Here is a 13,173-nt window from a genome sequence, read left to right on the forward strand (position 1 = left end):
CTCGTCCACCCCTTCACCATCTTCTGACCGGCGCGGGCTACCCTAAGGAAGGGGTGGTAGCGGTTCCATGAGGTCCGACCTGCAGGCCCAAGAAGCGGCTGGGCGGGGGGCTGAAGCGGCTTTTGGGGGTCCGGTGATGGGGCTTGTCCCACGCGGCCGGGTGGTCTATCCTGTATACAGGATGCAGACCCTGGGCTTCCGCCGGCCCAACCAGGTGCGCGAGGCGGTCTACCGCCACCTGAGGGACCTCCTCCTCTCTGGGCGCTTCGCCCCCGGGGAAAGGCTCTCCGAGCCCCTTTTGGCCCAGGACCTGGGGGTTTCCCGCACCCCCGTGCGGGAGGCCCTGATGCGCCTCGCCGAGGAGGGCCTGGTGGAGCTTGTCCCCGGCAAGGGGGCCAGGGTCAAGGCCTTCACCCCGGAGGAGGTGGAGGAGGTCTACGGGGTGCGGGCCCTTCTGGAGGGGGAGGCGGCGCGGGAGGCGGCCCTTAGGGTCACCCCCTGGGAGCTCGCCGAGCTTTCCCGGATGCTCCGGGCCATAGACGAGGCCCCCAGGGAGGACTACCCGGAGCAGATGCGCCGCGACCTGGAGTTTCACCGGGCGTTGGTGCGGCTTTCCGGGAACCGGACCCTTTACCGCCTCTACGAGGACCTCCTGGCCACCCTGGCCCTGGCCCGGAGCGCCCTCCCCACCCTCTCCCAGGACGAGGCCACGAGGCGGGAGCACCGGGCGATCCTCGAGGCCCTCTCCCGCAGAGACCCCGAGGGGGCGAGGCGGGCGGTGGAGGCCCACGTCTACCGCTTCCGCGATCTGGTGGTGGGGCGGCTGAAAGGAGGGGTATGAACCTAGACCTGGCCTACCGGTCCTTTGTCCTGAAGGTAGCGGGGAACCCCCAGGTGGAGCGCCTCATCAAGGGCCGGGCCCGGGGCCTGGTGCGGCGGTACGTGGCGGGGGAGACCCTGGAGGAGGCGCTGAAGGCGGCGGAGGCCCTGGAGGGGGAGGGCGTGCACGCCATCTTGGACCTTCTGGGGGAGATGGTGGCGAGCGAGGCCGAGGCCCGGGCCTTCCAGCGGGGCATTTTGGAACTCGTCTGGGCTTTGTCGGAGAGGGCCTGGCCCAAGTATGTCTCCTTGAAGCTCAGCCAGCTCGGCCTGGACCTCTCTGAGGCCTTGGCCCTTTCCCTCCTGCGGGAGGTCCTGCGGGAGGCCGAGCCCCGGGGGGTCTTCGTGCGCATAGACATGGAGGACTCCCCCCGGGTGGAGGCCACCTTGCGGGTCTACAAAGCCCTCAGGGAGGAAGGCTTTTCCCAGGTGGGGATCGTCCTGCAAAGCTACCTCTACCGCACGGAGAAGGACCTCTTGGACCTCCTTCCCTATAGGCCCAACCTCCGCCTGGTCAAGGGGGCCTACCGGGAGCCCAAGGAGGTGGCCTTCCAGGACAAGCGCCTCGTGGACGCCGAGTACCTGCACCTGGGGAAGCTCGCCCTTAGGGAGGGGCTCTACGTGGCCTTCGCCACCCACGACCCCCGGATCCTCGCCGAGGTCCGGCGCTACACCGAGGCCATGGGGATTCCCAAGGAGCGGTTTGAGTTCCAGTTCCTCTACGGGGTGCGCCCCGAGGAGCAGAGGAGGCTCGCGCGGGAGGGGTATGTGGTGCGGGCCTACGTGCCCTACGGTTCCCACTGGTACCCCTACCTCACCCGCCGCATCGCCGAGCGTCCCGAGAACCTCCTTTTGGTGCTGAGAAGCCTCTTGGGAGGCTAGGAGGAGCCTATGACGGTAGAGCCTTTCCGCAACCAGCCGGTGGAGACCTTTAAGGACGAGGGGGCCAGACGGGAGATGAGGGAGGCCTTGAGGCGCGTCCGGGACGAGTTTGGCCGCCACTGGCCCCTGTACTTGGGCGGCGAGTGGGTGGACACCCGGGAGAGGATTCTCTCCCTGAACCCCTCGGCCCCTAGCCAAGTGGTGGGCAGCGTGGCCAAGGCGGGAAAGGAAGAGGCCGAGGCCGCCCTCGAGGCCGCCTGGAAGGCCTTTAAGACCTGGAAGGACTGGCCCCAGGAGGACCGAAGCCGCCTCCTCCTCAAGGCCGCCGCCCTCATGAAGAGGAGGCGGCGGGAGCTGGAGGCCACCTTGGTCTACGAGATCGGCAAGAACTGGGTGGAGGCCAGCGCCGAGGTGGCCGAGGCCATTGACTTCCTGGAGTACTACGCCCGCCAGGCCCTCAAGTACAAGTACCCCTCGGTGGAGGTGGTGCCCTACCCCGGCGAGGACAACGAGAGCTTCTACATCCCCTTGGGGGCCGGGGTGGTCATCGCCCCCTGGAACTTCCCCATCGCCATCTTTACCGGCATGATCGCCGGGCCGGTGGTGGTGGGGAACACCGTGGTGGCCAAGCCCGCCGAGGACACGGTGGTCATCGCCGCCAAGGTCTTTGAGATCTTCCACGAAGCGGGCTTCCCCCCGGGGGTGGTGAACCTCCTGCCCGGGGAGGGGAGGGTGGTGGGGGCCTACCTGGTGGAGCACCCCAGGACCCGGTTCATCAACTTCACGGGGAGCCTCGAGGTGGGCCTCTGGATCCACCAGGCGGCCTCCCGGCTGGCCCCGGGGCAGCGGTGGCTCAAGCGGGTCTTCTTGGAGCTCGGGGGCAAGGACGCCATCCTGGTGGACGAGACCGCCGATCTGGAGGCGGCCACCGAGGGCATCCTCATCTCCGCCTACGGCTTCCAGGGGCAGAAGTGCTCGGCGGCCAGCCGCCTCATCGTCACCGAGAAGGCCTTTGAGCCCCTGATGGAGAGGGTTCTCAAGGGGGCGGAGAGGCTCGTGGTGGGGCCGGCCGAGGAGAACCCCGACCTGGGCCCCGTGGCCTCCAAGGCCCAGGAGGAGAAGATCCTCTCCTACATTGAGATCGGCAAGGGGGAGGGGCAGCTGGTCCTCGGGGGGAAGCGCCTGGAGGGGGAGGGCTACTTCCTGGCCCCCACCGTCTTCACCGAGGTACCCCCCAAGGCCCGGATCGCCCAGGAGGAGATCTTCGGCCCGGTGCTTTCCGTGATCCGGGTGAAGGACTTCGCCGAGGGGCTGGAGGTGGCCAACGACACCGTCTACGGCCTCACGGGCGGGGTCTACTCCAGGAAGCGGGAGCACCTGGAGCGGGCGAGGCGGGAGTTCCACGTGGGCAACCTCTACTTCAACCGCAAGATCACCGGGGCCCTGGTGGGGGTGCAGCCCTTTGGCGGCTTCAACCTCTCCGGCACGGACACCAAGGCGGGCGGTCCCGACTACCTCCTCCACTTCCTGCAGATGAAGACCGTGGCCGAGCGCTTTTAAGGCCTGTAGACCGGGAGCGCCTTTTGGGCTATCCTGAAGGCATGCGCCTTGCCTCCCTCCTCTGGTGGCCCGGCTAGGCCCCGGGAGGGAGGCGGCCTTTCCCCCGGGGTGCACGCCCCGGGGGGTTCTTTAGGGGGCGGCATGGAGACCATCAGACCCTTTCGCAAAACCCTCCTGGCGGACCTGGAAACCCCGGTGACCGCCTACCTGAAGCTTGCGGAAAAGGCCCCGGTGAGCTTCCTCCTGGAGTCGGTGGAGCGGGGCCGGCAGAGCCGCTTCTCCATCGTGGGGGTGGGGGCGAGGCGCACCTTCCGCCTGAAGGACGGGGTCTTCACGGTGAACGGGGAGCCCATAGAGGCCCAAGACCCCCTGCGCGCCCTCTACCAGAGGGTCTTCGCCCCTCTGGAGCGCCACCCCGACCTCCCCCCCTTCTTCGGGGGGGTGGTGGGCTACGCCGCCTACGACCTCATCCGGTATTACGAGCGCCTCCCCGCCCTCAGGCCCGATGACCTGGGCCTGCCCGACCTCCTCTTCGTGGAGCCCGAGGTGGTAGCGGTTTTTGACCACGCCAAGAGCCTCCTCCACCTGGTGGCCCCGGGAAGCGGCCTCGAGGAGGCCGAGGCCCGCCTGGCCTGGGCCGAGGGGCGGCTTAAAGGCCCCTTGCCCGGGGTGCCGGGGGAAAGGGCGGGGGGAAGGGCCCGCTTCCAGCAGGACCTATCCCGGGAGGCGTACCTGAAGGCGGTGGAGAGGGCCCTGGACTACATCCGGGCCGGGGACATCTTCCAGGTGGTCCTCTCCTTAAGGCTCTCCTCCCCCCTCACCGTCCACCCCTTCGCCCTCTACCGGGCCCTGAGGAGCGTGAACCCTAGCCCCTACATGGGCTACCTGGACCTGGGGGAGGTGGTGCTGGTCTCGGCGAGCCCGGAAAGCCTCCTGCGCTCGGACGGGAAGAGGGTGGTCACCCGGCCCATCGCGGGCACGCGGCCCAGGGGGAAGGACGAGGAGGAGGACAGGAGGCTTGCCGAGGAGCTTCTAAGGGACGAAAAGGAGCGGGCGGAGCACCTGATGCTTCTGGACCTTTCCCGCAACGACATCGGCCGGGTTTCCGCCTTCGGCACGGTGCGGGTCTTGGAGCCCATGCACGTGGAGTACTACTCCCACGTGATGCACCTGGTCTCCACGGTGGAGGGCCTTTTGGCCGAGGGGAAGACCCCTTTGGACGCCCTGGCCAGCGTCCTCCCCATGGGGACGGTCTCGGGAGCTCCCAAGATTAGGGCCATGGAGATCATTGAGGAGCTGGAGCCCCACCGCCGGGGGCCCTACGGGGGAAGCTTCGGCTACCTGGCCTACGACGGGGCCATGGACATGGCCCTCACCTTGCGCACCTTCGTCATCGCCAAGGGACGGATGCACATCCAGGCGGGGGCGGGGATCGTGGCGGACTCGGTGCCGGAAAGGGAGTACCAGGAGTGCCTGAACAAGGCGCGGGCGCTTCTTAAGGCGGTGGAGGTGGCGGAGGCGGGGCTTTGACCCCGGGAAACTCCGGCCGAGGAGGAAGGGGAGCCATGAAGGTCTTGGTGGTGGACAACTACGACAGCTTCACCTACAACCTGGTGCAGTACCTGGGGGAGCTTGGGGCAAGCCCCGTGGTCTGGCGGAACGACCGCTTCCGGCTGGAGGAGGTGGAGGCCCTGGACCCGGACCGGATCCTCATAAGCCCTGGGCCCTGCACCCCCTTTGAGGCGGGGCTTTCCATGCCCCTGGTCCAGCGCTACGCCCCCCGTTACCCCATCCTGGGGGTCTGCCTGGGCCACCAGGCCATCGGGGCGGTCTTCGGGGGGAAGGTGGTCCCCGCGCCCGTGGTCATGCACGGCAAGGTGAGCGAGATTTACCACGACGGCACCGGCCTTTTCCGGGGCCTGCCAAGCCCCTTCCCCGCCACCCGCTACCACTCCCTGGTGGTGGAGGCGGTGCCGGAGGCCCTGGTGGTGAACGCCTGGGTGGAGGAGGCGGGGGGGCGGACGGTGATGGGCTTCCGCCACCGGGACTACCCCACCCACGGGGTGCAGTTCCACCCGGAAAGCTACCTCACGGAGGCGGGTAAACTCATCCTCAAGAACTTTTTGGAGGACCCATGGACGCGGTGAAGAAGGCCATTATGGGCGAGGTTTTGGGGGAGGAGGAGGCCCACGAGGTCATGCGGGCCCTGATGGCGGGGGAGGTCTCCCCGGTGAGGGCGGCGGGGCTCCTCGCCGCCATGGCGGCGCGGGGGGAGAGGCCCCACGAGATCGCCGCCATGGCGCGGGCCATGCGGGAGGCGGCAAGGCCCCTAAGGGTGGGCCGGAGGCCCCTTCTGGACCTGGTGGGCACCGGGGGGGACGGGAGGGGCCTCTTGAACCTCTCCACCCTGGGGGCGCTGGTGGCGGCGGCGGGGGGCGTGGCCGTGGCCAAGCACGGGAACCGGGCGGCGAGCTCCAAGGCGGGTTCGGCGGACCTCCTGGAGGCCCTGGGGGTGGACCTCGAGGCCCCTCCCGAAAGGGTGGGGGAGGCCATAGAGGAGCTGGGCTTCGGCTTCCTCTTCGCCCGCCTCTTCCACCCCGCCATGCGCCACGTGGCCCCCGTGCGGGCGGAGCTTGGCGTCCGCACCGTCTTCAACCTCCTTGGGCCCCTCACGAACCCCGCGGGGGCGGACCGCTACGTCCTCGGGGTCTTTAGCCCGGAGTGGCTTTCCCCCATGGCCGAGGCCCTGGAAAGGCTTGGGGCGAGGGGCCTCGTGGTCCACGGGGAGGGGGCGGACGAGCTCGTGCTGGGGGAGAACCGGGTGGTGGAGGTGGGGAAGGGGGCCTACGCCCTCACCCCGGAGGAGGTGGGCCTAAAGAGGGCCCCCCTCGAGGCCCTGAGGGGGGGAGGCCCCAAGGAGAACGCGGAAGCGGCGAGGCGCCTCCTCAAGGGGGAGGAGAAAGGCCCCCTGGCCGAGGCCGTGGCCCTGGCCGCGGGGGCCGGGTTCTACGCCGCGGGCAAGACCCCCTCCCTAAAGGAGGGGGTGGCCCTGGCCTGGGAAGTCCTGGCCTCCGGGGAGGCCTACCTCCTCCTGGAGCGCTACGTGGCCTTCCTCAGGGCCTAGGTCCCAGGGGAAGTCCGCGGTAGAGCTCGTCCAGGTCCAGGACCGCTCCCACGCAGGGGAGCTCCACCTGTCCCTTCTCCACCACCTCATAGCGCCAGCTTCCGTCGGGCAGGCGGCGGTAGATCTCCAACCGCCTGGCCTCCTGGGCCACGAGCACGTAGGCCTGGAGGCCGGGAAGCTCCCGGTAGCGAAGGAGCTTTTCCCCGCGGTCTATGGCCTCCGTGCCCGGGGAGAGGACCTCCACCACCAGGCAAGCGGTCTCCTTGAAGTGAGCCCCGTCCAGGGATTCCTCGCAGGTGACGAAAAGATCGGGATAGTAGGCGGCCTCTCCCACCTTGAGGAGCATGCCTTCGGCGAAGGCCTCGCATCCCCTTTCCTCGGCCTTGGGAAGAAGCTTGAGGAGCAGGCGGGCCACCAGGCGGTTGTGGATGTCCGTTCCCCCGGCCATGGCGAAGACCAGCCCCTCCACGAACTCATGGCGTTCGGAGGAGGTGGCCTCCAAGGCCAGAAACTCTTCAAAGGTGGCCCGGCGCAAGGGGGCGCTCCGGGGCATGGCTCCAGTATACGAGGGCGCGCCTTCGGCGCCCACACCCTTCTTGGAAAGCCTGCCTAGGGACCTTTTACCGGGGCCTCCACGCTGGCCCAAGCCAGCATGGGGTGCCTTACACCCAGCTCACCGCCCCGAAGGTGTCCTCCCGCCTGGGGCTGGTGGAGAAGAGGACCACGGGGACCCCGGTGTGCTCCTCCACGAGCTCCAGGTAGCGGAGGAGGCTTTGGGGGAGGTCCTCCCGGCGCTTCACGTGGGAGAGGTCGCCCCAGCCTGGAAGCTCCAGGTAGCGCACCGCCTCGGGGCGCGCCTCCCCGGGCCGGGCCCCATCCAGGTACTCCACGGCCACCCTCACCCTTTCCAGCCCGGAGAGCACGTCCAGCTTGGTGAGGATGAGGCCGTCAAAGCCGTTCACCTCGCAGGCGTACTTTAGGGCCACCAGGTCCAGCCAGCCCACCCTGCGGGGCCTTCCCGTGGTGGTGCCGTACTCGCCCCCCTTTTCCCGTAGGTGGTGGGCGAGTTCCCCCCGGAGCTCTGTGGGGAAGGGGCCCTCCCCCACCCTGGTGGCGTAGGCCTTGGCCACCCCGTAGACCTTGGTGATGGCCTTGTGGGAAAGACCCGTCCCCACCAGGATTCCCCCCACCGTGGGGTGGGAGCTGGTGACGTAGGGGTAGGTGCCGTAGTTCAGGTCCAGGAGGGTGGCCTGGGCCCCTTCAAAGAGGAGGCGCTTCCCCTTGCGCCAGGCCTCCCGGAGGATGGCCCCGGTGTCGGCCACGTAGGGGCTTAGGATCTCCCGCATGCGGTGCAGGTCGGCCAGGGCCTTCTCCTCCGTGTCCCAGCCCGCCTCCCGGGTGGAGTTGGGCTTTTCCAGGAGGAGGCGGCGCACCCTCTCCCTCAGCACCTCCCCGTCCAGGAGGTCCCCGGCCCGGATCCCCACCCTTCTCGCCCGGTCGGAGTAGGCGGGGCCAATGCCCCGGCCCGTGGTGCCCACGAAGTTGTGGCGGCTTTCCACGTGCTTGTGGTGAGGGAGGACCAGGTGGGCCCTCTCCGAGACCAGGACCTTGGGATGGAACCCCTCCTTCCGCAGGTTTTCCACCTCCTCCTGGAAGCGGAAGGGGTCAATGACCATCCCGTCTCCCAGCACATTCACCGCGTGGGGGTGGATGACCCCGGAGGGGAGGAGGTTGAGCTTGAAGACCTTCCCCTCGGCCACCACGGTGTGCCCGGCGTTGGCCCCGCCCTGGTAGCGGACCACGTAGTCGGCCTCCCGGGCCAGGACGTCCACCACCTTGCCCTTGCCCTCGTCCCCCCACTGCGCTCCGATGATGGCGATCCCCGGCATTCCCTTAAAGCTTACGCTTCTTCCTCCCAAAGGGCCATGGCCGAACCTCGTCCCTGGGGTTCATGCCAGGCGGAAGGGGTTGAAGTCCGTGTCCCGGTCGTAGACGTCCAGGCCCTCGGCCCGCTTGAGGAAGCCCACCACGGCGTAGGTGAGGGGGAGCATGGCCGCCTCCACCCCCACCTTGAAGACGTAGTTGGAAAGGAAGACGGCGAGGAGGACCTCGCCGGGGAAGACCCCGTAGAAGGCCACCAGGAGGAAGACCCCCGTGTCCAGCCCCTGCCCCACCAGGGTGGAGCTAAGGGCCCTGAGCCAGAAGAAGCGCCCTTCCGTGCGCACCTTGAGCTTGGCCAGGACGTAGGCGTTGGCGAACTCCCCGAGGAAGTAGGCGAGGAGGCTTCCCAGGACGATCCTCGGGGTGAGGCCCAGGAGGAGGCCGAAGGCCTCGCCAAAGCGCCGGCTTTCCTCCTCGGGCGGGGTGGGGAGGTGGGCCACGGCCTGGAAGGTGAGGGTGGCGAGGAGGAGGGCGAGGAAGCCGATCCAGATGACCCTTCGGCTCCTCCGGTAGCCGTAGACCTCGGTGAGGACGTCCCCGAAGATGTAGGCCAGGGGGAAGAGGAGGGTGCCCCCGTCAAAGGTGAAGGGCCCGAGGACCACGAGTTTGGTGGAGGCCACGTTGGAAACCAAGAGCACCGTGGCGAAGAGGGCGGTGAGGAAGTCCAGGTACCTCATTCTTCCTCCGGACGGATGGAGGTGATGAAGGGCAGGTTGCGGTCAAACTGGGCCCGGTCCAGACCGTAGCCGTAGACGTAGGCGTCCTCAATCTCAAAGCCCAGGTAGTGGATGGGGACCTCCACCTGGCGGCGGCTGGGCTTGGAGAGGAGAGCGGCCACGCGGACGGAGGCGGGCTTCCGGGCCTCGAGGTAGTCCAGGAGGTAGGAGAGGGTGAGGCCCGTGTCCACGATGTCCTCCACCACGATCACGTCCCGGCCGTGGATGGGAAGGCGGAGGTCCTTCAGAAGCTCCACCTCCCCGCTCGTCTTGAAGGCGTTCCCGTAGGAGCTGATGGCGATGAAGTCCAGGGTGAGGGGCAAAGGGATGGCCCGCACCAGGTCGGCCATGAAGATGAAGGCCCCGTTCAGGACGCAGATGAGGTGGGGGGTCTTCCCCCGGTAGTCCCGGGCGATCTCCCTTCCCAGTTCCCCCACCCGTTTTTGAATGGCCTCGGCGCTGATCTGCACGGGTCCGTTCCCCGCGGTGAACATGCCCTTCATTCTACCCGTCCAAAAGGGCCCGCACCTCCTCCTCGGAAAGCCTCCGCCACTTCCCCGGGGGGAGGTTTCCCAGGCGGATGGGGCCCACCTGGAGCCTGAGGAGGCGCCGCACCGGGTAGCCCACCGCCTTAAGCATCCGCCGCACCTCCCGCTTCCTCCCCTCCGCCAGGATGAGCACCGCCCCTCCGGGGGCCGGGCGGCAGGCCAGGGCCCGCGCCGGCCCGTCCTCCAGCTCCACGCCCCTTACGAGCCTCCGGCAGACCTCCGGGGGAAGGGTGCCCTTTTCCGTCCAGACCCGGTAGACCTTCCGCACCCCGTACCGGGGGTGGGTGAGGCGGAGGGTAAGCTCGCCATCGTTGGTGAAGAGGAGAAGCCCCTCCGAGTCCCGGTCCAGGCGGCCCACGGGGTGGAGGCCGGGGATCTCCGGGAGGAGCTCAAAGACCGTCCTTTGGGCGTGGGGGTCGGAGCGGGTGGTGGTGTAGCCCCTGGGCTTGTGGAGGGCGAGGACCACCCGCTCCTCGGGCCAGGGGATCCTCCGCCCCTCCACCTCCACCACGTCCTCCCGCCCCACCTTCTGCCCCAGGGAGGCCACCTCCCCGTTTACCCGCACGAGTCCCAGCCGGATGAGTTTCTCCGCCTTGCGGCGGCTCGCCACCCCGGCCCGGGCGAGAAAGGCTTGCAGGCGGAGTACCTTCATGGAAACTGGGGCGGGCGCTTTTCCTTTAGGGCCCTTAGGCCTTCTTCCAGCTCCTTCCCGGAGAAGCCCAGAAACTCCAGGGCCAAGGAGAGCTCAAAGTGGGGCAGGAAACTCCGGTACCAGTGGTTGAGGGCGTGCTTGGTGTGGCTTAAGGCCTCCTTGGGGCCTTGGGCCAGCCTCTCGGCCACCTCGAGGGCCTTCTCGTAGACCTTCTCGTCCTCCACCGCCAGGGCCACGAGGCCCAGGCGCTCCGCCTCCTCCCCCGAAAGGGGCTCGTTCAGGAGAAGGTGGTACTTGGCCTTGGCCATGCCCACGAGGAGGGGCCAGAGCAAAACGGCGTGGTCCCCCGCCGCCACCCCCAGGCGCAGGTGGCCGTCCAGAAGCCTCGCCTTCCTCCCCGCCACCACCACGTCGGCGGCCAGGGCCAAGGCGAGCCCCGCTCCCACGGCCACCCCTTCCACGGCGGCCACCACGGGCCTCGGGAAGTTGAGGGGCCCGAGCACCAGGTCGCGCGCCTCCCGGAAGACCCGGAGAAGGGCCTCGCGGGAGGAGCGCATCTCCTCTATGAGGCCGAAGGAGCCCCCGGCGGAGAAGACCCCACCCTTCCCCCGGAGGAGGACGACCCGCAGGCCTTCCACCTCTTCCAGGTCCCGCCACACCCGGGCCAGCTCCCGGTGGGCGGCGGGCCCCAGGGCGTTCAGCGTTTCGCCCCCCAGGGTGACCTCCAGCACCCCAGGCCGGGGCCAGGCGAAGCCTAGGCTGGGATACCGCCCTTCCAGGTCCACCCTTCCATTCTAGGGGGTGATACAATCCCTTAGGCATGGCCCTCTTTGCGGTGGACAAGCCCCTCCACCTCACCTCGCACGATGTGGTGGAGGAAGCGAGGAAGCGCCTCTCCACCCGCCGGGTGGGGCACACGGGCACCCTGGATCCCTTGGCCACCGGGCTTCTCCTTTTGGTTTCCGAGGAGACCACCAAGCTGGTCCCCTTCTTCTCCGGGGAGGACAAGGAGTACATCGCCTGGGTCTCCTTCGGGGCCACCACCCCCACCCTGGACGCCGAGGGGCCCATCAGCGAGGAGGCCCCGGTGCGCTTTGACCGCCGGGAGTTGGAAATGGCCCTGGCCTCCTTCCTCCAGCTCAAGGAGCAGGTGCCCCCCCTGTACTCGGCCATCAAGGTGGGGGGGAAGCGGGCCTACGAGGCCGCCCGGGAGGGAAAACCCTTGGAGCTTGGGCCGAGGCCGGTGAGGTACCTGGAGGTAGAGCTTCTGGCCCTGGACCTCGAGCCCATTCCCCATCCCCTGGCCCCCTCGGCCAAGGGGTGGCGTTTGGCCGAGAAGGGGGGGCGGAAGGTGGAGCTCCCCAAGCCCCTGGGGCCTTACCCCACCGCCGTGGTGCGGCTCGTGGTGGGGCCCGGCACCTACGTGCGGGCCTTCGCCCGGGACCTGGGGGAGAAGCTTAAGACCAAGGCCTTTCTCTCCGGCCTGGTGCGCACCCGCATCGGCAAAATCGGCCTGGAGCGGGCGGTGGGGCTTGAGGAGCTCGCCCCCGACAAGGCCATCCCCGAGGTGGACGCCCTTCCCTTTCCCGTGGTGGAGCTTTCCCACACCGAGGCGCGGCGGGTCCTGGAAGGCATTCCCCTGCCCATCCCCGCCTTGGGCTACGTGACCCTGGTAGACTCCCGCAGGCGGCTTCTGGCCATCGCCGAGGGGGACGGCTTCAAGCTCAAGATCAGGCGCGTCTTTGTGAAGGAGGTTTAGCATGGTGATCGGCGTACCCAAGGAGATCAAGACCCTGGAGAACCGCGTGGCCCTTACCCCCGGAGGGGCGGAAAGCCTGGTAAGGCGGGGGCACACCGTCTTGGTGGAGCGGGGGGCGGGGCTAGGCTCGGGCCTCACCGACGCCGAGTACGAGAGGGCGGGAGCCCTCCTGGTGAGCCGGGAGGAGGCCTGGGGGGCGGAGATGGTGGTGAAGGTGAAGGAGCCCCTGCCCGAGGAGTATCCCTTCCTGCGGGAAGGGCTCGTCCTCTTCACCTACCTCCACCTGGCCGCCGACCGCACCCTCACCGAGGCCATGCTGCGGAGCGGGGTCACGGGCATCGCCTACGAGACGGTCCAGCTTCAAGACAGCTCCTTGCCCCTTCTGGTCCCCATGAGCGAGGTGGCGGGGCGCATGGCCCCCCAGGTGGGGGCCCAGTTCCTGGAGAAACCCCATGGGGGCCGGGGGGTCCTCCTGGGCGGGGTGCCGGGGGTGGCCCCGGCCAGCGTGGTCATCCTGGGGGGCGGGACCGTGGGCACCAATGCCGCCAAGATCGCCCTGGGGATGGGGGCCCAGGTGACCATCCTGGACGTGAACCACAGGCGGCTCCAGTACCTGGACGATGTCTTCGGCGGGCGGGTGGTGACCCTCACCGCCACGGAGGCCAACATCAAGAAGAGCATCCAGCACGCCGACCTTCTCATCGGGGCGGTGCTCGTGCCCGGGGCCAAGGCCCCCAAGCTGGTCACCCGGGAGATGCTCCCCTTGATGAAGGAGGGCTCGGTGATCGTGGACGTGGCCGTGGACCAGGGGGGGTGCGTGGAGACCATCCGCCCCACCACCCACGCCGAACCCACCTACGTGGTGGAAGGAGTGGTCCACTACGGGGTGGCCAACATGCCAGGAGCGGTGCCCAGGACCAGCACCTTCGCCCTCACCAACCAGACCCTGCCCTACGTGCTCAAGCTGGCGGAGAAGGGCCTAGAGGCCCTTCTGGAGGACGAGCCCTTGCGCAAGGGGCTGAACACCCACAAGGGCCTCCTTACCCACCCCGGGGTGGCCGAGGCCTTCGGCCTGCCCTACACGCCTCCGGAGGAGGCCCTAAGGAGGTAGG

The 13,173-nt window shown here is 68.7% G+C and carries 14 protein-coding genes; 8 read left to right on the forward strand and 6 right to left on the reverse strand.

The window, feature by feature from the left end:
- Positions 1–181 precede the first annotated feature (181 nt).
- From ACZ5RK_RS03965 to trpD, 6 genes are all read left to right on the forward strand, one after another.
- Positions 182–841 carry a GntR family transcriptional regulator gene (locus ACZ5RK_RS03965; RefSeq protein WP_464909750.1) on the forward strand — a complete coding sequence of 220 codons (660 nt, stop codon included), beginning with the start codon at positions 182–184 and terminating at the stop codon, positions 839–841.
- The gene (locus ACZ5RK_RS03970; protein WP_464909751.1) at positions 838–1,761 is read left to right on the forward strand and encodes a proline dehydrogenase; all 924 of its coding nucleotides are present in this window, start codon (positions 838–840) and stop codon (positions 1,759–1,761) included. Before ACZ5RK_RS03965 ends, ACZ5RK_RS03970 begins: the two co-directional genes overlap by 4 nt.
- A gap of 9 nt (positions 1,762–1,770) precedes the next feature.
- Positions 1,771–3,321: an L-glutamate gamma-semialdehyde dehydrogenase gene (pruA, locus tag ACZ5RK_RS03975; protein ID WP_464909752.1), complete on the forward strand. Its 1,551-nt coding sequence runs from the start codon at positions 1,771–1,773 to the stop codon at positions 3,319–3,321.
- 141 nt (positions 3,322–3,462) lie between these two features.
- On the forward strand, positions 3,463–4,851 hold the full coding sequence (gene trpE / locus ACZ5RK_RS03980) for an anthranilate synthase component I (RefSeq protein WP_464909753.1): 1,389 nt from the start codon (positions 3,463–3,465) through the stop codon (positions 4,849–4,851).
- 35 nt (positions 4,852–4,886) lie between these two features.
- Complete coding sequence (locus ACZ5RK_RS03985; protein ID WP_464909754.1) at positions 4,887–5,468, forward strand: anthranilate synthase component II; 582 nt, start codon at positions 4,887–4,889, stop codon at positions 5,466–5,468.
- Entirely contained in the window at positions 5,456–6,445 is a 990-nt protein-coding gene (gene trpD / locus ACZ5RK_RS03990; RefSeq protein WP_464909755.1) for an anthranilate phosphoribosyltransferase, read from the forward strand. The genes ACZ5RK_RS03985 and trpD overlap by 13 nt, the downstream gene beginning before the upstream one ends.
- On the opposite strand, the gene ACZ5RK_RS03995 is transcribed toward trpD, so the two are convergent.
- The 6 genes from ACZ5RK_RS03995 to ACZ5RK_RS04020 form a co-directional block, all read right to left on the reverse strand.
- Positions 6,435–6,998: a Uma2 family endonuclease gene (locus tag ACZ5RK_RS03995; protein WP_464909756.1), complete on the reverse strand. Its 564-nt coding sequence runs from the start codon at positions 6,996–6,998 to the stop codon at positions 6,435–6,437. The two genes, trpD and ACZ5RK_RS03995, sit on opposite strands and share 11 nt — an antisense overlap.
- Positions 6,999–7,107: 109 nt before the next feature.
- On the reverse strand, positions 7,108–8,334 hold the full coding sequence (locus ACZ5RK_RS04000; RefSeq protein WP_464909757.1) for an adenylosuccinate synthase: 1,227 nt from the start codon (positions 8,332–8,334) through the stop codon (positions 7,108–7,110).
- A 60-nt stretch (positions 8,335–8,394) separates the two neighbouring features.
- Positions 8,395–9,063: a queuosine precursor transporter gene (locus ACZ5RK_RS04005; RefSeq protein ID WP_464909758.1), complete on the reverse strand. Its 669-nt coding sequence runs from the start codon at positions 9,061–9,063 to the stop codon at positions 8,395–8,397.
- Complete coding sequence (hpt, locus tag ACZ5RK_RS04010) at positions 9,060–9,605, reverse strand: hypoxanthine phosphoribosyltransferase (protein WP_464909759.1); 546 nt, start codon at positions 9,603–9,605, stop codon at positions 9,060–9,062. The genes ACZ5RK_RS04005 and hpt overlap by 4 nt, the downstream gene beginning before the upstream one ends.
- 1 nt (position 9,606) lies before the next feature.
- Entirely contained in the window at positions 9,607–10,302 is a 696-nt protein-coding gene (locus tag ACZ5RK_RS04015) for a pseudouridine synthase (RefSeq protein ID WP_464909760.1), read from the reverse strand.
- Positions 10,299–11,087, reverse strand: coding sequence for an enoyl-CoA hydratase/isomerase family protein (locus ACZ5RK_RS04020; protein WP_464909761.1), 789 nt, complete (start codon positions 11,085–11,087; stop codon positions 10,299–10,301). Before ACZ5RK_RS04020 ends, ACZ5RK_RS04015 begins: the two co-directional genes overlap by 4 nt.
- A gap of 35 nt (positions 11,088–11,122) precedes the next feature.
- Here ACZ5RK_RS04020 and truB point away from each other — a divergent pair, with 35 nt between their 5' ends.
- Both truB and ald read left to right on the forward strand, forming a co-directional pair.
- On the forward strand, positions 11,123–12,061 hold the full coding sequence (truB, locus tag ACZ5RK_RS04025) for a tRNA pseudouridine(55) synthase TruB (protein ID WP_464909762.1): 939 nt from the start codon (positions 11,123–11,125) through the stop codon (positions 12,059–12,061).
- A gap of 1 nt (position 12,062) precedes the next feature.
- Entirely contained in the window at positions 12,063–13,172 is a 1,110-nt protein-coding gene (gene ald / locus ACZ5RK_RS04030) for an alanine dehydrogenase (RefSeq protein WP_464909763.1), read from the forward strand.
- The last annotated feature ends 1 nt before the right edge of the window (position 13,173 follow it).

This window comes from Thermus kawarayensis JCM 12314, from assembly GCF_055393575.1.

Bases quoted from the DNA above. Each gene is read 5' to 3' on its own strand.
- ACZ5RK_RS03985 (WP_464909754.1), top strand. From the start codon at position 4,887: ATGAAGGTCTTGGTGGTGGACAACTACGACAGCTTCACCTACAACCTG.
- trpD (WP_464909755.1), top strand. From the start codon at position 5,456: ATGGACGCGGTGAAGAAGGCCATTATGGGCGAGGTTTTGGGGGAGGAG.
- truB (WP_464909762.1), top strand. From the start codon at position 11,123: ATGGCCCTCTTTGCGGTGGACAAGCCCCTCCACCTCACCTCGCACGAT.
- ACZ5RK_RS04005 (WP_464909758.1), bottom strand. From the start codon at position 9,063: ATGAGGTACCTGGACTTCCTCACCGCCCTCTTCGCCACGGTGCTCTTG.
- ACZ5RK_RS04000 (WP_464909757.1), bottom strand. From the start codon at position 8,334: ATGCCGGGGATCGCCATCATCGGAGCGCAGTGGGGGGACGAGGGCAAG.
- ACZ5RK_RS03970 (WP_464909751.1), top strand. From the start codon at position 838: ATGAACCTAGACCTGGCCTACCGGTCCTTTGTCCTGAAGGTAGCGGGG.
- ACZ5RK_RS03965 (WP_464909750.1), top strand. From the start codon at position 182: ATGCAGACCCTGGGCTTCCGCCGGCCCAACCAGGTGCGCGAGGCGGTC.
- ACZ5RK_RS04015 (WP_464909760.1), bottom strand. From the start codon at position 10,302: ATGAAGGTACTCCGCCTGCAAGCCTTTCTCGCCCGGGCCGGGGTGGCG.
- hpt (WP_464909759.1), bottom strand. From the start codon at position 9,605: ATGAAGGGCATGTTCACCGCGGGGAACGGACCCGTGCAGATCAGCGCC.
- ACZ5RK_RS03995 (WP_464909756.1), bottom strand. From the start codon at position 6,998: ATGCCCCGGAGCGCCCCCTTGCGCCGGGCCACCTTTGAAGAGTTTCTG.
- pruA (WP_464909752.1), top strand. From the start codon at position 1,771: ATGACGGTAGAGCCTTTCCGCAACCAGCCGGTGGAGACCTTTAAGGAC.
- trpE (WP_464909753.1), top strand. From the start codon at position 3,463: ATGGAGACCATCAGACCCTTTCGCAAAACCCTCCTGGCGGACCTGGAA.
- ald (WP_464909763.1), top strand. From the start codon at position 12,063: ATGGTGATCGGCGTACCCAAGGAGATCAAGACCCTGGAGAACCGCGTG.